Origin of the sequence: uncultured Paenalcaligenes sp. (genome assembly GCF_947630565.1) — a bacterium.
Lineage (GTDB): Bacteria > Pseudomonadota > Gammaproteobacteria > Burkholderiales > Burkholderiaceae_B > Paenalcaligenes > Paenalcaligenes faecalis.
The window spans coordinates 1-19,760 of record NZ_CANRIC010000022.1 but is presented as its reverse complement, the minus strand read 5'-3'; the positions used below and the strand labels follow the sequence as shown (position 1 = coordinate 19,760).

Here is a 19,760-nt window from a genome sequence, read left to right as displayed (position 1 = left end):
AAAGGAGAGCGTTCTTTGTATATAGGGGCGGTATGCGGTAAAATCTACTGTATCTGTGGCTAAGTATGCTTGTATAATTCTTAGCTTTGTTTACGTATCCGGAGAATTCTCATGGCTGAAATCAAACGCACAAGCCGCAATACCCTAGAGCGTCGTTGCTTAGGTAAAGCGTTCAAACGTCTATACGCACGTTCACCTAAAAGCGTGTTCAAAATGCTAGAAAAAGTAAAACGCGCTTAATTACGCTTATACATTAGACTAACAGTTTTTGTTTGTCGTGCTTTTACCACGGCAAACAAACGGTTTCTAATTGTAATTTACGCAAGTAAAACCACAGATTTCATGTCTGTGGTTTTTTTTCGTCTACTATTAAAGAGCAAAGCTAGGTTTGTCGAGTTATCGCTTTAGAACGAAAAATTACAGGGAGACGATGTTAATGTCGGAGCAACGGCCTTTATCTGCATCAGCATGGCGCTATCAGTTTACGGTGTTGACGCCTACGTATAACCGTGCACATACCCTAACACGGGTATATGACTCACTGTGCGAGCAAAGCTTTCAGGATTTTGAGTGGGTGGTGGTTGATGATGGGTCAACAGACCAGACAAAGCAATTAATTCACCAGTGGCAACAAGAGGCCTTGTTTCCTATTCACTATATTTGGCAACCTAATCAACATAAAAAAGTGGCATTAAATCGAGGGATAGCGGTTGCCAAAGGTGAGCTAATCGTGGCTTTGGATAGTGATGACAGCTTAGAGACCAACGCCTTATATGATATGGCGCGTACATGGCGAGATATTCCAGACAATATACGGGGTCAATATGTGGCAGTGACGGGCTTATGTAAGACTCCTTCTGGACGTATTGTGGGGGATATGTATCCCTATGACCAGTTTGATGCCAACCCATTGGATTTGCAGTTTAAGTTTAATGTTAAAGGCGAAAAGTTTGGCTGTTTAAGTACAGCAGTGATGCAGCGTTTTCCTTTTCCTGAGCATATTGTGGGTTTTGTTCCAGAAAGCTTAGTGTGGAGGCGCTTAGCACGAGCTGGCTATAAAACTCGCTTTGTTAATCAAGTGTATAGAGTGTATTACGACAGTAGTGACTCGCTTTCACATCAGGGCCGCAATCATTCGGCTCAACATGCTTTGGGGTTATGGCTACTGGCCCATGATACGGTCGTGGATTGTGTACCTTGGTTTCATTATCGGCCCCAAGAATTTTTTAAAGCAGCCGCTCGCTACACACGATTTGCCTTGCATATGCGCGAGCAGTCCATTTCAAAACCGACAGGTTATGGGTTGCATGGGATTGCTGCCACTGCACTGGTTTGTGTTATGGCTCCCATTGGTGCTATGTTGTTTTTACGGGATAAACTACAAATGCGCACACTGCATTTTAGTTGATTAGTGTTGCTGGTTTGATGGTGATGGCATCCGAGCTAAATCGAGGTCATCTTCGTCATCGGCTAGGGGATCAGAACTTAGATCAAACGGTAAAACATCCTGTAAGGTCTCACCCCAGCCATTTTCATCCCCTTCGTGATTAATTTTGATGTAATTAACATCCTCATCTTCTGTTCGCTGAATGGCCCACATGAGGCGACAGGTATAGGTTTCATTTTCATTCACTTGTACCCCACCTTGGCTTCCAAGTAGGCGGGTATTAGCGCCACCAATTTGAACTACTGGAATATCGCTATCATCTTCGTTAATATCTAAGGGGATGGCAAAAACAGCCCATTCAAATCCGGTTTCAGCAGCGCTGACGACCTCTACCAAAACAGGTTTACCCAGATATGAGCTTAAAGCGTCAGCAGTACGTGCTAATAGTTCAATGTCTTCGGTGCTAAACAGTAGTGCGGTGGAGTCAGTCATTTTGTTAATCAAACCGTAATATATAATGAAGTCGCTTTTAGCGATGCTATGTACTTATAGCCTTATCAATCCTATTTAGGTTTCTATGGCCCAATACGTTTATACAATGAATCGGGTAGGCAAAATTGTGCCACCCAAGCGTCAAATTCTACGCGATATTTCTTTATCTTTCTTCCCCGGAGCCAAAATTGGTGTTCTAGGTTTGAATGGCTCTGGTAAATCCACTCTATTACGCATTATGGCTGGGGTGGATAAAGAGATCGAAGGTGAAGCCATCCCCATGCCGGGGATTAAAATTGGTTACTTACCCCAAGAGCCCGAGTTAGATCCAACCCAGACGGTACGTGAGGCCGTAGAAGCCGGTTTAGGCGCTGTATTTGAGGCCCGTCAACGCTTGGATGAGGTGTATGCTGAATACGCTGAGCCTGATGCTGATTTTGATGCCTTAGCCGCAGAGCAAGCTGAACTAGAGGCGATTATTGCGGCGGCGGCTACAAGCGGCAGTGATGATACGAATACACAGATGGAAATTGCGGCTGATGCGTTGCGTTTACCCGCATGGGATGCGGTAATTGGCAATTTGTCTGGTGGTGAAAAACGCCGTGTCGCTTTATGTCAGTTGCTTTTATCTAAACCCGATATGCTGTTACTTGATGAGCCGACTAACCACTTAGATGCGGAAAGTGTGCATTGGTTAGAGCAGTTTCTCAGTAAGTTCCCAGGTACGGTAGTTGCTGTGACGCATGATAGGTACTTCTTAGATAATGCGGCAGAGTGGATTTTAGAGCTAGACCGAGGTCATGGTATTCCTTGGAAAGGAAACTACAGCTCTTGGCTAGAGCAAAAAGAAGACCGTCTCAAACAAGAGGAGTCGAATGAGTCAGCGCGTCAGCGTACTATTCGAAAAGAGCTAGAGTGGGTTCGTCAAAATCCTAAAGGTCGTCAGGCTAAATCAAAAGCGCGTTTGAATCGTTTTGAGGAATTATCCTCCCATGAGTACCAACGTCGTAACGAAACTCAGGAGATATTTATCCCTGTGGCCGAGCGATTAGGTAATGAGGTCTTAGAGTTCAATCATGTGTCTAAGGCGTATGGTGATCGCTTATTGATTGAGGATCTTAGCTTTACGGTTCCACCGGGTGCGATTGTAGGTATTATCGGTCCGAACGGGGCAGGTAAATCTACGCTGTTCCGTATGATCGCGGGCGAAGAGCAACCAGATAGTGGTGAAATTAAGCGAGGCCAAACAGTTCAGTTGGCATATGTGGATCAGTCTCGATCCTCATTACCAGCAGAGAAGTCGGTATTTGAAGCTATTTCGGACGGCTCGGATATTCTACAGGTTGGTCGTTTTGAAATACCTGCACGGGCTTATATTGGGCGCTTTAATTTCCGAGGTGCTGACCAAAACAAAATTGTCGGTAAATTATCGGGCGGGGAACGTGGTCGTTTGCATTTAGCTAAAACGTTAGCAGCAGGCGGTAACGTACTTTTACTTGATGAACCGTCTAACGATTTGGACGTTGAGACCTTACGTGCCCTAGAGGACGCCTTGCTTGAGTATGCCGGGTGTGTCATGGTGATCAGCCATGATCGTTGGTTCTTGGATCGTATTGCTACGCATATCTTGGCCTTTGAAGGCGACTCACACGTAGAGTTCTTCAGTGGTAACTACCAAGAATACGAGGAAGATAAGTTACGTCGCCTAGGTGAAGAGGCTGCTAAACCGAAACGTATTCGTTATAAAGCATTGAAATAAATCGAACTACGGTATTGATTTAGAATAAACAGCCACTTTCGAGTGGCTGTTACATTTTTTGCGACCGTTAACACAATGATGCGACTCTAGGCTTGATACATTATAGTGTCCGCAGTACTGTAGTTATATAGAGTGCTTAATGATGAATCCAAGGAGTACAGTATGAAACAGACAACACTGATAAAAACAATGGCCGCTACGGCTTTACTGGTCTTAATGGCTGGGTGTTCAACTTGGGATAACATGAGTTCCAGACAAAAAGGCGGTGTGGCGGGTGCCGGAGTAGGTGGTGTAGCAGGTGCCGCTGTGACCGGTGGTAGTGTACTAGGAACGGTAGGTGGTGCCGCAATAGGTGGTATTGTTGGTGACCAAGTGGGCAAACGCCAGTAGTAGATGTAGTCTTTTTAGAAAAGCCGGCATTGCCGGCTTTTTTTATTTATCAGAAGGGAGTTCAATTTTGACCTCTAGTACTTCTAGGGCGTCTTGACGATCCAAATGAACTTGAATGTCGTGGGGGTCGATTTGAACATAACGAGAAATGACCTCGATGAGTTCTTTTTGTAATCGAGGTAAGTAGTCAGGACTCACACCATCAACGCCGCGCTCATTAATTAAAATAAGTTGCAAACGATCCTTAGCAACACTAGCGGTAGGGTTTGTGTTTTTTGTGTTGCCAGTAAAAAAAGACAGGAAAGACATGACTATTTACCCCCGAAGAGGCGTTTTAGAAAACCTGGTTTTTCGTATTCAACGAAGCGTAAGGGACGTTCCTCGCCTAAGTAACGAGCTACGATGTCATCGTAGGCTTGAGCAGCGGGGCTTTCAGCAAGGTGAATAACGGGTGTACCTTGGTTAGACGCATGCAGTACGTCCTCGGACTCGGGAACCACACCAATCAATTTGATGCGTAATATGTCCTCAATGTCTTGTAGAGACAACATTTCACCATCAGCCACGCGTTTTGCACTATAGCGGCTAATGAGCAAGTATTCTTTGATAGGGGTGTCGCTGGTCTCAGCACGACGAGACTTGGCTGATAATATGCCTAAAATACGATCAGAGTCACGTACAGAGGATACCTCTGGGTTAGTTACTACTAATGCATCATCAGCAAAATAAGAGGCCATCAGAGCACCGGTTTCTATACCTGCTGGAGAGTCACAGACAATGTATTCAAAGCCCATATCCTTTAAATCATCCAGTACTTTTTTTACCCCTTCTTTGGTGAGGGCATCTTTGTCTCTGGTTTGAGAGGCTGGAAGAACAAAAAGATTTTCGAGTTTTTTATCCCGAATTAATGCTTGATTTAAGGAGGCTTCTTCTTGGATCACATTAACAAAATCATAGACTACACGGCGTTCGCAGCCCATGATTAAATCTAGGTTGCGTAGCCCCACATCAAAGTCAATCACCACTGTTTTGTGGCCGCGCAGAGCCAGACCAGACGCAAAGCTTGCACTGGTTGTGGTTTTGCCCACCCCACCTTTGCCTGATGTCACCACTATTATTCGCGCCATGATGCTGTGTGTCCTTTAGTATTTTTAGTCATGTGCTTGCTATTATAAAAACAAATTATAAATGTGCTAAGAAAATTATAGATAATAGTTCAAGTTAATGGTAATGAAACTAAATCGTCTTAGTATAGGCCATACACTGGCACGAAGCGTCCCAGAGTGCAAGAGGATTAACATCTATTAACTTAATGGCTCGAATTTTAATGATTCACCTTCAAGTTGAATGACAACCCCTTGTTTATGATAGGGATTTGCGCTGGGGTCTTCAATGACACTATAGACGCCAGCAATGGCAATTAGCTCGGGATCAAATTCTGCTGCGACGATAAAAGCATTGGTGTCGCCATTAGCTCCTGCAATTGCTTTACCACGGAGTGGGCCGTGTACATAAATATTACCTGTTGCAATAATTTCAGCCCCTTGGCCCACCATACCAGCAATAATTAAATCCCCATCTGGTGCATATAGACGTTGTCCAGAGCGCAAAGGCTGACGCACAATCATCGGAGCTGCTTGAGTGATAGGCTCTGCAGGCTCAGGTTCTGGTTCAGGTAGGTCTATTGTGGTTTTAGTGCTGGAAAGCTCTACTGCAGGTAGCCCGTATTGAGCGGCTGCTATTTGTTGATCGGCTTGCCCCATCATGCCAATAGGGTGTAGTTGGTGATGGCGCAGTGCGGTGATTAAGCCTTCCCAGTCGATAGGATCAGGAATGGCTGTGCTATCAATCACGACAGGCTCATTTTGGAAAAAGGCTCCAGCGCCTTGCATACGTAGGTCTAGCGCTTCGAGTAATTCAGTGGTGTCAGCACTATGCAATACCAGTCGCACGGTATAGATAGTAGCGCTTTTGATATCTAGGGCTTGAGGGCCTTTGCGAGAAGTAGGTGCGTTCACTTGATAACCATCACAATGAAAAAGGGGGGCGAAGCCCCCTGTTAATTGGCTTAGTTCCAGTTGTCTTTTAATGTAGCAGTACGATTAAGTACGGGTTTATCTGGTGTGGATAATTCTCGATCAGCGACAAAATAACCTAGACGCTCGAACTGCCAATGCGCATCGGGGCTGGCGACTAGACCGGGTTCTACCCAGCCTTGAATCGTTTGCATTGAGTTTGGATTGATAAGCTGCAAGAAATCTTTGTCACCTACATCGGGATGAGGGTCGGTAAATAGACGGTCATACAAACGGATTTCAGCGGCAATTGCATGTTTAGCACTAATCCAAGTGATATTGCCTTTGACTTTAACTGAGTCCGCTCCAGGTGTACCACTTTTGGTGTCGGGTAGGTAGTCGGCATACACCGTTGTTACCTGACCATTTTCATCCTTATCAAAGCCTGTGCAGGTAATGATGTAACCATACTTTAGGCGAACGGTATTGCCAGGATAGAGACGGAAATAACGTTTTTCAGGCTCTTCGCGGAAGTCATCTCGTTCGATCCAGAGCTCTCGGCTCAGATGGAATTCACGTTTACCGGCCTCGGGGTGGTGTGGATGAACGGGAGCATAGCAGAGCTCCTCTTTATCCTCAGGGAAATTATTGAGGATAAGTTTGATTGGATCTAGTACCGCCACGCTACGAGGAGCTTTAGGATCTAAATCATCACGTAAGGCCTGCTCTAAAATGCTGTAATCGATGCGAGAGTCGGCTTTGGAGACACCAATTCGATCACAAAATAACCGAATGGACTCGGGTGTATAACCACGACGGCGTAGTCCTGCTAGAGTGGGTAGACGGGGATCATCCCAACCATCCACATGATTTTCTACAACTAATTGTCGTAGTTTGCGTTTGCTGGTGACTACGTAGCTGAGGTAGAGACGAGCAAACTCATACTGTTGAGGTAGTGGGTCGGTAAAGAAACCTAAGTCACGTAGATGCTCTAGAATCCAATTGTAAAATGGACGTTGGTCTTCGAACTCGAGAGTACAAACGCTATGGGTGATCATTTCTAAGGCGTCTTCGACAGGGTGTGCCCAACTGTACATTGGGTAAATGCACCAGTCATTCCCTGTGCGATGGTGTTCGGCGTGGCGAATACGATACATAACCGGGTCACGCATATTAATATTAGGTGACGCCATGTCAATTTTGGCACGCAAACACAAGCTACCATCTGGGTGTTTACCATCGCGCATCTCGCGCAATAGTTGCAGCGACTCAGCGGCAGGGCGATCACGCCAAGGCGAGTTAGTGCCTTTTTCGGTTAATGTGCCGCGATTTTGGCGGATTTCCTCTGGGGATTGCTCATCTACGTAGGCATATCCCGCAGAAATCAGGCCCTCGGCGAACTCATACATGAATTCAAAGTAATCGCTGGCAAAGTATAAATTGTCTTCGGTTTTGAATTTCCAGTCGTAGCCTAGCCATTGAACCATGTCAATAATGGCATCAACGTACTCTTGCTCTTCTTTTTCTGGGTTCGTATCATCAAAGCGTAGATGACATGCGCCCTGATAGTCTTGTGCTAAACCAAAATTCAAGCAAATGCTTTTGGCGTGACCAATATGTAGATAGCCGTTGGGCTCAGGCGGAAAACGAGTGCGAATACGTGCAGGATCAACTTGACCTGTAGATTGTATGGCAGCTGGGCCGGGACGACCTGCCCACAATTTTGTCGCATGACGCTGGTTTTTTAAATCTTGGTCAATGATGTTTCGTAAAAAATTGGATACGGGGGTCGGGGTAGATGCAGTGCTCATACACAAAAACGAATAAATAATTGAATAATGGTCTATTTTGCCACGTAATGTGGTTAGACTTGGCATTTATAGCAATAAAAACAAAATACACTTAATTAGCGCACATTATGACCTATTCCGCACTTTGGTTCTCGCAAATACAGTTTTTTGGTAGCCTGGGCTTTATGGCTGTTTTTTTTACCATAAGCCTAGGGCTGTCTTGGGTCCTGTTTTATTTACGATTGCGAGCCATGGGAGAGCAACATTTACTGTGGTTGCCCGTTTATCGATTCTGGGTGCGGATTTTTGCGCTCGCTTTTCTATTAAGCTTTGCCTCTAGTATGCCAGTGTTAATTCAACTTGGCAGCCTTTGGCCTTCGCTATTGCCCAAAATACAGGCGGTGAGTAGCCCCTTATTGGCAGTGACGCTATTGGGTGCATTAGTGTTTAAAGCGGCGTTTCTTGGGTTAATGCTATTCGGTCAACGTCAGTTGGCTGAATGGGTGCATGCCGCCATTGTACTGCTTGTTGCGCTAGGAAACAGTTTTGTTGCATTTTGCTTATTGGTTTTTGTGTCTTGGATGCATACACCCCTAGGTACAGAGTGGCTAGAGGACCGTTACGTGCTGAATAGTTGGGCACAGGTACTAAGCAATCCTAGTTTGCTGTGGTATAGCTTGTTGTTTATTGGGTCTAGTTTTGTGATGGTAGCCTTATTAATGATGGCTGTTTTGGCGCAGCAGTCTATTCGCCGGCCTCTAGGAGAGGGAGAACGACGTGCATTTAAAACGGCTGTTTATATAGGTAGTGCGGCGTGGGCTCTTTTGCTGATGGCTTTTATTGGCAATGGGAAAATGGTGGCTGATTATCAGCCTATTAAGGCCGCTGCTGCGATGGCCTACTGGCAGTCAGGCTCTGTTCCGCAGTGGCTTTGGATGGCGTGGCCATCAAGTACAGAAATGATCAATCATATGAGTCTAGGTATAGCTAATGTAGGCCATAGTTGGTTAGGGCATGATGCAGAAGGGGGGCTGTTGGGTTTAGATCAGGTTGTTGGGATGAGCCCTCCGGTTTTTGTGGTTTTTTGGTCTTTACGGTTCGCTATGTTGGCGGGCGTATTGAGCTTTTTTGTCTTATTTAAGGGCTGGCGTTTAGGCATGTTGCGTCACTATGACCCTAGCGCGTTAAGTCTAACCAAACGGAAAACGATGGCTCTATCTGGATTTTTAGGGCCTGTCTTATTGTTGTGTGGGATGGCATATCAGTTATTTGGGGTGATGCCATTTGTGGTGAATCAAACGATTACGATTAACGAAGTGTTCGCGCAGCACTCCCTAGAGAAAAGTGTATTGAGTTTATTTGCATACACGGTGGTATATGCCTTATTTGTTTTTGGTTTTGTGGCGTTGGTTCGTTATACAGCCCGCTATGGTGTTGTTTCAGTGGCTAGACGGAGGGGACGAGCATGATACAAGCATTATCGACAGCGTTGGGGTTGGCTCCAACAGACCCTGCCTTTTGGTTACCGTTGTTTTTTCTTTGTCTGTTAATGGTAACGGTGATAGCCGGCACCATCTTAGATGGCTTTGATATAGGGGTAGGGTGCTTGTCATTAGTCGCCCCCGAGTCATTACGCCCCCGGATGATGAGCTTACTTAGCCCGTGGCGCGATGCGAATGAGTTTTGGCTGTTTTTGGGGATGATTGTATTTGCTGTTGCATTCCCTCAAGCCTGGGCAGAGGTAATGGGGCAATTGCAGTTAGCACTATTATGCTTAGCTTTAGGCGTAATGGCTCGTTCTGTTTGCTTTGAGTTACGACTACGGGCGCCAGCAGAACAGCAACATCTTTGGCAGCGAGGTTTTGCCTTGGGTTCTGTAGTGACGGCTTTTGCTCATGGGTTATTGTTAGCCAAGGTCATTATTAATTATCAAGGTGGATCTGGTTATGTCTGGTTTTTGGTTTTCATGGGTTTTTGTGCAGTAGCCGCTTATGTATTATTAGGAGCCGCTTGGTTAGTGATGCGAGAGGTGGGCGAACTACGTATGCGCGCGGTGGTATGGGGGCGGAGGGCTGTACGTTGGTTTGCGGCAGGGGCTGTGGCGGCCTCCGTGGTGTTGGCCTTGGCGAACCCTGGTGTACTTTTAAAGTGGAGTGAGGGGGCGCCTCGTATTGCTGTATTAGGGCTTTGGACGTTTATTTTACTTGGCTTTGTCGTTATAGAAATGAATTTACAGCGATTATTAAATGTCAGTGTACGTGGTACGGGTTTACCTTTTTTAATCACCCTAGTTATTTTCATTGCCGTATTATTAGGACTAGGATTTAGTTTTTTTCCTTTTCTGGTCTTAGATCAAATCACGATTTGGGATGCCGCTGCGGATACGCAGACATTGCAGCTTATCTGGAAAATTAGTTTGTTCACTCTGCCTTTTTTAGCTCTTTTTTCATTTTGGGTTTACTGGCGGATGTTTGGACTTTCTCGCCCTCCTACTCCTCCTCTTTTTAAAAATTAAGGCATGGCCTACAAAAAATACCTCCGTCTCACTCGTCAACGCATACGTCACTGGCAGTGGTTATCTGATACCCCAGCGATGCTTTGTTGGGCTGTGGTGATGGGGGTGTTAGGGGCCGGAGTAGTGATGCTGTTTTATGAGAGTATTTACCTCATACAGCGTGTTGTAACAGGGCAGTCAGGCAGCATTACTCAGGTAACACGTTCTTTATCATGGGATATGCGGCTGTTATTTCCTACATTGGGTGGGCTTGCCGCAGGGGTGTTGCTTTGGTTAGCAGGCCGTAAAAAAGCCTCTACGGCCTCGGACTACATGGAAGCAGTTGCTATTGGTGATGGGCGACTGTCATTACGTCAAGGCTTGCTGCGTTCGTTGGCCTCGTTATGTACGGTGGCATCAGGGGGCGCTATAGGTCGAGAGGGGGCAATGATTCATCTGTCATCTTTAGCCGCCTCTCTCTTTGGTCGTTTTATTTATATTGCTCCAGAGCGACTTCGGCTCTTGGTTGCTTGTGGGGCAGCAGCAGGTGTAGCGTCGGCATATGGTGCGCCGTTAGCCGGAGCTATTTTTGTGGCAGAAATTGTATTGGGCTCCATGAGTATTCAGACTCTGGGGCCTTTGTTGGTTGCCTCTGCGACGGCTAATATCACGATGCGAATGAGCCACCACTATAAAGCCCCTTACGAAATGATTGATCTGCCCGGCATTGTAGGATGGGAAATTATTGTTTTTGTCTTGCTTGGGTTAATCATCGGAGTGGTCGCCCCTGGCTTTTTAAAGCTGATGAATTACACAAAACAACTGTTTGTACGCAGTGGATTACCCCTCATTGCTCGGCTTACGGTGGGTGGTTTTATGTTGGGCTTATTGTTGATTATGGTTCCTGACGTGGCTGGCAATGGTTATAGTGTGGTTTCGTCTTTTTTGCATGACCCTTGGACGTGGTATGCCGTGATTGCCATGTTATTTGCCAAGGTATTGGCCACAACAATTACGGTGGGCTCAGGAGCCATAGGAGGGGTCTTTACTCCGGCTTTATTTGTAGGCGCTGCTTTTGGAACCTTGTTTGGGCAAATCATCCAGTGGGTATTGCCGGGGTTAGGCGTAGAGACGTATGTCTATACCCTAGTCGGTATGGGGGCTTTTTTAGGTGCGGCCACCAGTGCTCCTTTGATGGCGATTCTGATGCTCTTTGAGATGACCTTGAGCTATCAATTGGTATTGCCATTGATTATTGCGGCAGTGACGGCTTACTTTATGTCACGGACCTTGGCGGAGGTCGCCATGTATGATGTGACATTGGCGAGAGAAAGAGATCAGCTTTTGCGTTTTACTTTGCGTAATACGCGCTTAAGCGAACTGGTTCGGCCAGCTGATACGGTATTGACCACCGAGGCAACGGTAGGTGATGCGCTGCAGATGTATTTGGATTATCCCGTGCGCTTTATTTATGTGGTGGATGAAAATAATCATTATTTAGGTGTGATAGCTCAGCCTGAACTTATGCGATTATTGATGAATCATCAGGATGCGCATGATGAGCCCATCGGAGAGGTGTTGAAATTAGACTATGTGCAGACACTCATGCCTCACATGAGCTTAGACCATGCTCAAGAGCAGTTTATGGATTTTGTGGGAGAGCGCTTGCCGGTGATTCGTAGTCTCGAAGAGCCGCGTTTAATTGGTGTAGTCTATAAATCAGCCTTGTTGGAAAAATATTCAGCATTAAAGCGTTCATTAGACGCAAGTAGTGAGGCGCTAGTTAGCTTACATCGCTAAGAACAGGATAAATATGGGACGAGGTCTATGTTGGATCGGCTATAGCATGGTTGGGCTAGTAATTAGCTCTGCAGCTTTGGCGCAACCTAAACCAGCGATTCCTTTACAACTGAAAATCGCCCCGCAGATATCGAATCATGCTCCAGATCACTGGTACGTGGACCAGCGAGCGTGGCGTTATCAATCGACCAGTAATGTACGTTTTACTGTTGGTAATAGTACGCCTCAACTTGTTTCAGGTTTAAAAACAGTTCCTCTAGGAGGGCTCAGTTTTTCTGATCGGGTGGATGCTGTTTTGACTGATAAAGAGCAATGGCGTTATGGCTTAGCTCTGGGTGTAGTAGATAAACAGCCGACCGCTACGGACTTTAACTATGGGGCAAAAGCCGCTCGAGCATGGGTAGATGTTCGGTTGTCACCTACACTTTCTTTTGATGGTTTATACCAGCGCGCCGAAGGCTACGAACAGGTAGGGCTTGGTAGTCGTTATCACCTCAGTAGTACAGGTGGGGTATGGGCCATGAGCCTAACTCAGAGCCATCATCGGGCGGGTAAGGGATGGCGGTATCAAGGGCGTTACGACATGGACATTTCTGAGACAGTCGATATGTCTTTGAGCACAGAGACCTATAGTGGGGCCTTTAGCAATTTGCTGCAGTCTCAAAACAAATCGTTTACGACACCACAGGCTAAACATGGCGTAGATGTGCATTGGGATACGGGGCGTTGGGGCGCACTGGGAGCCAGTTATTCCAGTACCCAGCCACGGCTAGGGCAAAATCAACATTCATTTGGTGTCAACCAACAGTTTTGGTATAGCTCTAATTTGCGCATAGACCTAGATGCACAACGCCAAATTCATACCGGTGACTATAATATGGGATTACGCTTTTCCCTACCTGTGTTTTAACTATGTCTGATCCTGCTCTTCACGCATTACAACAAATCTTTGGTTACGATGCCTTTCGTAGCGAACAGCAAGCCATTATTCAGCATCTTATTGATGGTGGAGACGCGTTGGTGTTGATGCCAACGGGTGGTGGTAAATCCTTGTGTTATCAAATACCCGCCTTAGTACGCGAGGGCACAGGGATTGTGGTGTCACCATTGATTGCTTTAATGCAGGATCAGGTAGATGCCCTAACAGAACTTGGGGTGAAGGCGGCGTACTTAAACTCGTCCCAAGATTGGCGTGTTGCCAGAGAGGTGGAGCAAGCCTTTATAAATGGCGAGTTAGATTTGCTTTACGTAGCTCCAGAGCGCTTATTAACAGATAGGTGTTTGGATATGCTAGCCCGAGGTAAGATTGCCTTGTTTGCGATTGATGAGGCGCACTGTGTTTCGCAGTGGGGGCATGACTTTAGACCTGAGTATTTAGGCTTGTCCTTTTTAGCACAACGCTGGCCCGATGTGCCTCGCATCGCTTTAACAGCTACTGCAACAGCAGAGACCCGTACCGAAATAGCCCAACGATTAGGTTTAGATAAGGCGCCGCATTTTGTGGCGAGCTTTGATCGCCCTAATATTAGTTATCTTATTGTGGAAAAGGCCGAGGTACGTAAACAGTTACTACAGTTTATTCAGCAATACCATCACGGTGATTGTGGCATTGTTTATTGTCTATCACGCAATCGAGTCGAAGACACAGCGGCTTTTTTACAGTCTCATGGCATTAATGCGCTGCCTTACCATGCTGGCTTGCCCAGTGACTTGCGTGCTAAAAATCAAAATCGATTTTTACGAGAAGAAGGCATTGTGATGGTGGCAACGATTGCCTTTGGCATGGGGGTAAATAAGCCTGACGTGCGTTTTGTGGCGCATATTGATTTGCCCAAATCCATAGAGGGCTATTACCAAGAAACGGGTCGAGCCGGTCGAGATGGAGAGCCTGCTACAGCATGGTTAGCCTATGGTTTACAGGATGTGGTGCAGTTACATCGTATGGTTAGCGAGTCCAATGGGGAAGCGACTCATTTACGTAATCAAGCGCGTAAAATTGATGCGATGTTGGGGCTTTGTGAAACGGTTACTTGCCGCCGGCAATTGCTGTTGGATTACTTTGGTCAGCCTATTCAACCCTGCGGTAATTGTGACACCTGTTTAGAACCACCTGAAACATGGGATGGGACCGTGGCAGCACAAAAGCTCTTGTCCGCTATTTATCGGTTATGGCGTGAGTGTGGTCAGGCTTTTGGGGCAGCGCATATTATTGATATTTTGCGTGGTAAAGAAACAGAGCGTGTAAAAAGCAATAGTCATCAAGGTCTATCTGTATTTGGGGTGGGGGCTGATTTAAGCATTAACGAGTGGCGTAGTATTTTGCGTCAATTGATTGCGTATAAAGTGATTGAAGTGCAGCCGGAAAACTACGGTACGCTAAGCCTAACAGAGCACAGTAAAGCAGTTCTCAAGGGAGATCGTACGGTGATGCTGCGCAAAGACTCGAACGTGAAAGCCGTGAATACGATACGCCCCCAAGAGGAGCAGTTACCGCCAGAGGCGCAGGCCTGCTTTGAGCGCCTTCGAGTTTGGCGCGCTCAGGCAGCGAAAGCTCATGAGGTCCCGCCCTATATCATTTTTAATAATGCGACGCTTACCGAGGTGGCTTTATTACGACCTGCAACATTGAATGAGTTGGGGCAGATTTCCGGCATAGGCGCTAAAAAATTGGCGTCTTATGGGGCTGATTTGTTGGCGTGTTTAGATGAGTATGAACAGGCCCTAGTCGAATAGGTCAGGGGTGGACTTAGGCGGTGTGAGACCTAAGTGAGTCCACGTACTGGCGGTGGCGACCCGACCACGTGGGGTACGATGCAAAAAACCATGTTGAATCAGATAGGGCTCGATCACGTCTTCGATCGTATCTCTTTCTTCGCTGATGGCTGCAGCCAAACTATCTACCCCTACGGGACCCCCATTAAATTTGTGTACGATGGTCTCTAAGAGTTTTCTATCCATCAAGTCTAAACCCAAGGGGTCAACCTCTAGCATGGATAGGGCATGGGCAGCACAGCCTGCATCAATCACACCGTTATTTTTGACATCCGCATAGTCACGCACCCGACGCAATAGGCGGTTGGCAATACGTGGCGTGCCACGAGCACGTCTGGCAATCTCAAGAGCCCCCTCTGTGGCGCATTCAACGTTTAATAACGCTGCACTACGCTGCACAATATATTGTAGATCTGGAATGGTATAAAACTCTAATCGAGAGACGATTCCAAAGCGATCCCGTAGGGGATTGCTCAGCATCCCAGCGCGCGTAGTGGCACCCACAAGAGTAAAAGGCTGCAGATCTATTTTGACACTGCGCGCAGCGGGGCCCTCGCCGATGAGGATATCAATTTGAAAATCCTCAAGGGCAGGATAGAGGATCTCTTCGACCACTGGGGATAAACGATGAATTTCATCAATAAACAAAACATCGTTGGGTTCTAAACTGGTTAATATCGCGGCTAAATCACCGGGGCGCTCAAGAACTGGGCCGGACGTTTGGCGTAATTGTACGCCCATTTCTTGGGCCACAATATGGGCTAAGGTCGTTTTCCCCAGCCCTGGAGGGCCGAAAAGTAAAACGTGATCTAAGGACTCTTTTCGTCGTGTAGCAGCAGTAATGAAAATCTCGAGTTGCTCGCACACACGTTGTTGCCCTACATAATCACGTAGGGTTTTAGGGCGTAAAGCGCGTTCAACGGATTCTTCGTTGAACGACAAGGGTGTTGCGTTGATAACGCGCTCTGGGAGGGGAGTCGAACTAAGCGAGTCGGAGTAAATAGCCATATTTAATAACTGAGTTTTTATACAGGTATGGTACACCATTTACGTGGTGACTGAAATAGTCAGCCATTCAAGCTTACGGCATAATAGGTGAATCTATTGTAGAGCAGCCTAAGGAGACAAACGTGAAATTACCTAATTATGATGATGTGTTGCGGGCAGCCCATCATTTAGCTCATCATGCACATAAAACCCCAGTATTACAATCTCGTACGTTAAATGAGCGTCTAGGTGCTCAAGTCTTTTTTAAATGTGAAAACTTTCAACGTATAGGGGCTTTTAAGTTTAGAGGTGGCTATAACGCTTTAGCTAGTCTGAGTCATGCACAACGTCAGAAAGGGGTGGTTGCATTTTCTTCTGGGAATCATGCTCAAGCCGTTGCATTAGCGGCTCAGCTTTTTAATGTGCCTGCAACGATAGTGATGCCTAAAACAGCTCCTGCCGCTAAAAAGGCAGCGACGTTGGGATATGGGGCTACGGTCATTGAATATGATCGATTGACGGAGGATAGAGAGCTCATCGCACAGCGCTTAGTAGAAGAAAAAGGCATGACGTTGATCCCTCCTTTTGCCCATCCTGATGTGATTGCAGGCCAAGGAACAGCAGTGAAAGAGCTGATTGAGGAGGTAGGGCAGCTAGACGTTTTATTTGTGCCGCTGGGCGGGGGCGGTTTGTTATCCGGTTCATTGCTAGCGGCTCAGGCCTTAAGTCCTGCTTGTCGCGTATATGGAGTGGAGCCAGAGGGCGGCAATGATGCACAGCAGTCGTTAACAGCAGGGCAAATCGTCCGTATTGATTACCCAGAGTCAATTGCTGACGGAGCCTTGACTCCAGCATTGGCCCCTATGACCTTTGCGCTGATTCAGCAATATGTGTCAGGGGTACTGACAGTAAATGATACGCATTTAGTTTCTGCGTTACGGTTTTTTGCAGAGCGTATGAAAATGGTGGTGGAGCCTACCGGTTGCTTAGGGGCAGCAGCAGTGATGCAGCAGCTTATCCCCTTAGCAGGGCTGCGCGTCGGGGTAGTGATTAGCGGCGGTAATGTGGATTTAGCCCAGTATGGGCAATTATTGTCTGCCGGATAAAATTTGCAGAGCTTGGCGAATCCCTTCGGATATAGAGACATCTGCGGGGATTTTTTTAACGGCTTTATTGGCTTCGGTCGAGTTATAGCCTAAGGCCAATAGGGCATTTAAAATATCACTACGATCTGTGTTGGGCGCGGTGGTACTAATGACGCCTACATGGAATTTATCACGTAGCTCTAGAATCATGCGTTCGGCTGTTTTTTTACCAATGCCAGGGGCGCGCGTCAATAAGGCTATATCTTGGTTTTGGATAGCACTGGCTAAATCATCCACAGAAAGACCAGATAAGATCCCTAAGGCGGTTTTAGGGCCAATACCGCTGACTTTGATTAATGTTCTAAAGGCAATGCGCTCAGCAGCTTTAGCAAAACCAAATAACACATGGGCGTCATCACGAATGCTGAGGTGCGTGTGTAGGGTGATTTGACCACCTACCTCAGGTAAATCATAAAGCGTACTCATGGGGACGTCTATTTCGTAGCCAATACCATTAACGTCCACACAAATGGTGGGTGGGTTTTTTTCAATCAGTGTGCCTGTGATACGACCAATCATGATTATTTACCTATAAAACGTCCACCTCGCCTACGCAGGGTGTGAGCGGATAATGTGTTGTTGTTTTGTAGTGCTTGTTGCAGCGGAGCATGATGAGCATGACAAATAGCACAGGCCAACGCATCGGCCGCATCTGGTGCTGGTGTGCCATTTAGCCGTAATAAGTGCTGAACCATCAGCTGTATTTGTTCTTTGGCCGCATGCCCTTTACCTACAACGGTTTTTTTAATTTGTAGGGCTGTGTACTCATGTACGTCTAATCCACTATCAGCTAATGCACATAAGGCTGCACCACGAGCTTGCCCTAATAGTAGGGTGGAGTGTGGATTGGCATTAACAAAAACTTGTTCAACGGCGCTATGAGTTGGATTGTGTAGGGCCGCAATCTCGCGGATATGCTCGAGAATTACTTTGAGGCGGGCAGCTAACGGTTGCTCTGTGGGCACAACAATCGTACCACTGGCAACATACTGTAATTGCTGCCCGTTGACATCAATGATCCCGAAGCCCGTTTTACGTAGTCCGGGATCTATGCCTAAAATCCGCATTTAGTGACGGAAGTGACGCGTACCTGTCAATACCATGACGAGGTCACGTTCGTTGGCAGCAGCAATGACTTCATCATCACGAATACTGCCTCCTGGTTGAATAATACATGTAGCGCCTGCATCCGCAACCACATCTAACCCATCACGGAATGGAAAGAAAGCATCAGAGGCTACGGCGGAGTTCTGCAAGGTTAACCCTGCGTTCTCGGCTTTGATGGAGGCAATACGGGCAGAGTCTACACGGCTCATTTGACCGGCGCCTACACCTAAGGTCATGCCATTTCCACAGAAAACAATTGCATTGGATTTCACGTATTTTGCTACATTCCAAGCAAACAGCATGTCTTGCATTTGTTCTGCTGTGGGTTGTTTGTTGCTGACTACCGTAAAGGCATCAAAATTATCGCGATAGGTGTCAGGTGTCTGAACTAACCAGCCCCCACCAACACGTTTAATATCAAAGGGGTTATGAGTTTGACCGGCTTTGACTTTGAGTACACGAACATTTTTCTTTTCAGAGAAAATGGCTAAGGCTTCCTCGGTGTAGTCAGGAGCTAAGAGCACCTCTACGAATTGCTGAGACACCGCATTAGCCGCCGCAGAGTCTACGGTTTGATTGAAAGCAATAATGCCACCAAAAGCCGAGGTGGGGTCTGTTTTGAATGCGCTTTGGTAGGCTTTGGCTGCTGTTTCGCCTAAGGCTACACCGCAAGGGTTGGCATGTTTGACGATGACGCAGGCCCCTGTTTCAAAGCTTCGCACACATTCCCACGCTGCATCTGCATCTGCAATGTTATTGTAGGACAGCTCTTTGCCCTGAAGCTGCTCGTAATTAGCGAGTAAGCCCTCACCAATATCTGCGTCACGGTAAAACGCAGCACGTTGATGTGGGTTTTCACCATAGCGCATGATTTGGTGTTGTTTGACCTGTAAGGTTAGGGTATGCGGCCATTCTGCACGTTCTGGTGTTTGATCTTGAGCAGGCTCAGCCACAGTTAAACTGCTGAGGTATGCTGCAATAGCGCCATCATAAGAGGCGGTATGGGCGTAGACTTTGGTAGCCAAAGCTAAGCGTAAGCCGTAAGAGGTTTGGCCTGTCGCGTCTAGCTCTGTTAGCACTTGATCATAGTCGCTAGGGTCAATAATGACTGTCACCCCACCAGCTTCGGTGCCGTGGTTTTTAGCGGCTGCACGTAGCATAGCGGGACCACCAATATCGATATTTTCTACGGCATCGGCAAAAGTACAGTCGGCTTTTGCAATGGTTTCGCGAAAAGGATAGAGGTTTACAACCAGCATATCAATACGATCAATATGATGCTCTTGTAGCGTATCTAGGTGTTTTTGATCATCACGACGAGCTAACAAACCACCGTGGATCTTAGGGTGTAGGGTTTTAACACGACCATCTAGGATTTCAGGAGAGCCTGTGTGTTCAGCGACCTCGGTCACGGTTAGACCTGCGTCTTTGAGTAGTTTAGCTGTGCCACCTGTAGAGAGTAGGCGAACGCCTCGTTGGGCTAAGGCTTGGGCAAATTCAACAATTCCTGTTTTATCGGAAACCGATAAGAGGGCGGTTTGTATCTTCATCTAAATTGTGCGAGATACCCCGCGATGAGTGGCGGGGAGGGATAGCACGGGTCACGTAGTGACCCCCTTTGT

Annotated in this window: 19 protein-coding genes; 10 read left to right on the top strand and 9 right to left on the bottom strand. The window is 46.8% G+C overall.

The window, feature by feature from the left end; all coding sequences use genetic code 11:
* Nucleotides 1-111 precede the first annotated feature (111 nt).
* A complete protein-coding gene (locus Q0Z62_RS05995) occupies nt 112-240 on the top strand; it encodes a hypothetical protein (RefSeq protein ID WP_260649965.1) in 129 nt (42 codons plus the stop codon).
* A 196-nt stretch (nt 241-436) separates the two neighbouring features.
* Nucleotides 437-1,408 carry a glycosyltransferase family 2 protein gene (locus tag Q0Z62_RS05990; protein ID WP_298052101.1) on the top strand — a complete coding sequence of 324 codons (972 nt, stop codon included), beginning with the start codon at nt 437-439 and terminating at the stop codon, nt 1,406-1,408.
* On the opposite strand, the gene Q0Z62_RS05985 is transcribed toward Q0Z62_RS05990, so the two are convergent.
* Nucleotides 1,409-1,879 carry a hypothetical protein gene (locus Q0Z62_RS05985; RefSeq protein WP_298052099.1) on the bottom strand — a complete coding sequence of 157 codons (471 nt, stop codon included), beginning with the start codon at nt 1,877-1,879 and terminating at the stop codon, nt 1,409-1,411.
* An 85-nt stretch (nt 1,880-1,964) separates the two neighbouring features.
* Here Q0Z62_RS05985 and ettA point away from each other — a divergent pair, with 85 nt between their 5' ends.
* Nucleotides 1,965-3,638: an energy-dependent translational throttle protein EttA gene (gene ettA, locus Q0Z62_RS05980; protein ID WP_269901373.1), complete on the top strand. Its 1,674-nt coding sequence runs from the start codon at nt 1,965-1,967 to the stop codon at nt 3,636-3,638.
* 162 nt (nt 3,639-3,800) lie between these two features.
* Complete coding sequence (locus Q0Z62_RS05975) at nt 3,801-4,028, top strand: glycine zipper 2TM domain-containing protein (RefSeq protein WP_298052094.1); 228 nt, start codon at nt 3,801-3,803, stop codon at nt 4,026-4,028.
* Nucleotides 4,029-4,070: 42 nt separating this feature from the next.
* Here Q0Z62_RS05975 and minE read toward each other — a convergent pair whose 3' ends face one another.
* From minE to Q0Z62_RS05955, 4 genes are all read right to left on the bottom strand, one after another.
* Nucleotides 4,071-4,337, bottom strand: coding sequence for a cell division topological specificity factor MinE (gene minE, locus Q0Z62_RS05970; protein WP_298052091.1), 267 nt, complete (start codon nt 4,335-4,337; stop codon nt 4,071-4,073).
* A gap of 2 nt (nt 4,338-4,339) precedes the next feature.
* Nucleotides 4,340-5,155, bottom strand: coding sequence for a septum site-determining protein MinD (gene minD, locus Q0Z62_RS05965; protein ID WP_298052088.1), 816 nt, complete (start codon nt 5,153-5,155; stop codon nt 4,340-4,342).
* Nucleotides 5,156-5,332: 177 nt separating this feature from the next.
* The gene (minC, locus tag Q0Z62_RS05960) at nt 5,333-6,046 is read right to left on the bottom strand and encodes a septum site-determining protein MinC (protein ID WP_298052086.1); all 714 of its coding nucleotides are present in this window, start codon (nt 6,044-6,046) and stop codon (nt 5,333-5,335) included.
* Between the two features lie 50 nt (nt 6,047-6,096).
* Nucleotides 6,097-7,854 (bottom strand): glutamine--tRNA ligase/YqeY domain fusion protein, encoded by a 1,758-nt coding sequence (locus tag Q0Z62_RS05955; RefSeq protein WP_298052084.1) that lies wholly within the window; start codon nt 7,852-7,854, stop codon nt 6,097-6,099.
* A 107-nt stretch (nt 7,855-7,961) separates the two neighbouring features.
* Here Q0Z62_RS05955 and Q0Z62_RS05950 point away from each other — a divergent pair, with 107 nt between their 5' ends.
* From Q0Z62_RS05950 to recQ, 5 genes are read left to right on the top strand one after another with little or no spacing between them, the layout of a single operon-like run.
* The gene (locus Q0Z62_RS05950; protein ID WP_298052081.1) at nt 7,962-9,302 is read left to right on the top strand and encodes a cytochrome ubiquinol oxidase subunit I; all 1,341 of its coding nucleotides are present in this window, start codon (nt 7,962-7,964) and stop codon (nt 9,300-9,302) included.
* Nucleotides 9,299-10,348, top strand: a complete 1,050-nt coding sequence (locus tag Q0Z62_RS05945; protein WP_298052077.1) for a cytochrome d ubiquinol oxidase subunit II — start codon at nt 9,299-9,301, stop codon at nt 10,346-10,348. Before Q0Z62_RS05950 ends, Q0Z62_RS05945 begins: the two co-directional genes overlap by 4 nt.
* A gap of 3 nt (nt 10,349-10,351) precedes the next feature.
* Nucleotides 10,352-12,127: a ClcB-like voltage-gated chloride channel protein gene (locus Q0Z62_RS05940; protein ID WP_269901381.1), complete on the top strand. Its 1,776-nt coding sequence runs from the start codon at nt 10,352-10,354 to the stop codon at nt 12,125-12,127.
* A 13-nt stretch (nt 12,128-12,140) separates the two neighbouring features.
* Nucleotides 12,141-13,037: a hypothetical protein gene (locus tag Q0Z62_RS05935; RefSeq protein ID WP_298052071.1), complete on the top strand. Its 897-nt coding sequence runs from the start codon at nt 12,141-12,143 to the stop codon at nt 13,035-13,037.
* A gap of 2 nt (nt 13,038-13,039) precedes the next feature.
* Nucleotides 13,040-14,860 carry a DNA helicase RecQ gene (recQ, locus tag Q0Z62_RS05930; protein WP_298052068.1) on the top strand — a complete coding sequence of 607 codons (1,821 nt, stop codon included), beginning with the start codon at nt 13,040-13,042 and terminating at the stop codon, nt 14,858-14,860.
* Here recQ and ruvB read toward each other — a convergent pair.
* On the bottom strand, nt 14,849-15,907 hold the full coding sequence (ruvB, locus tag Q0Z62_RS05925; RefSeq protein WP_269901384.1) for a Holliday junction branch migration DNA helicase RuvB: 1,059 nt from the start codon (nt 15,905-15,907) through the stop codon (nt 14,849-14,851). The two genes, recQ and ruvB, sit on opposite strands and share 12 nt — an antisense overlap.
* Before the next feature lie 122 nt (nt 15,908-16,029).
* Here ruvB and Q0Z62_RS05920 point away from each other — a divergent pair, with 122 nt between their 5' ends.
* Nucleotides 16,030-16,992 (top strand): threo-3-hydroxy-L-aspartate ammonia-lyase, encoded by a 963-nt coding sequence (locus tag Q0Z62_RS05920; protein ID WP_298052064.1) that lies wholly within the window; start codon nt 16,030-16,032, stop codon nt 16,990-16,992.
* On the opposite strand, the gene ruvA is transcribed toward Q0Z62_RS05920, so the two are convergent.
* From ruvA to purH, 3 genes are read right to left on the bottom strand one after another with little or no spacing between them, the layout of a single operon-like run.
* Nucleotides 16,975-17,550: a Holliday junction branch migration protein RuvA gene (gene ruvA, locus Q0Z62_RS05915; protein ID WP_298052061.1), complete on the bottom strand. Its 576-nt coding sequence runs from the start codon at nt 17,548-17,550 to the stop codon at nt 16,975-16,977. The two genes, Q0Z62_RS05920 and ruvA, sit on opposite strands and share 18 nt — an antisense overlap.
* A 2-nt stretch (nt 17,551-17,552) precedes the next feature.
* Nucleotides 17,553-18,098 carry a crossover junction endodeoxyribonuclease RuvC gene (gene ruvC / locus Q0Z62_RS05910; protein ID WP_298052058.1) on the bottom strand — a complete coding sequence of 182 codons (546 nt, stop codon included), beginning with the start codon at nt 18,096-18,098 and terminating at the stop codon, nt 17,553-17,555.
* Nucleotides 18,099-19,688, bottom strand: coding sequence for a bifunctional phosphoribosylaminoimidazolecarboxamide formyltransferase/IMP cyclohydrolase (purH, locus tag Q0Z62_RS05905; RefSeq protein ID WP_298052055.1), 1,590 nt, complete (start codon nt 19,686-19,688; stop codon nt 18,099-18,101).
* Nucleotides 19,689-19,760: the final 72 nt, after the last annotated feature.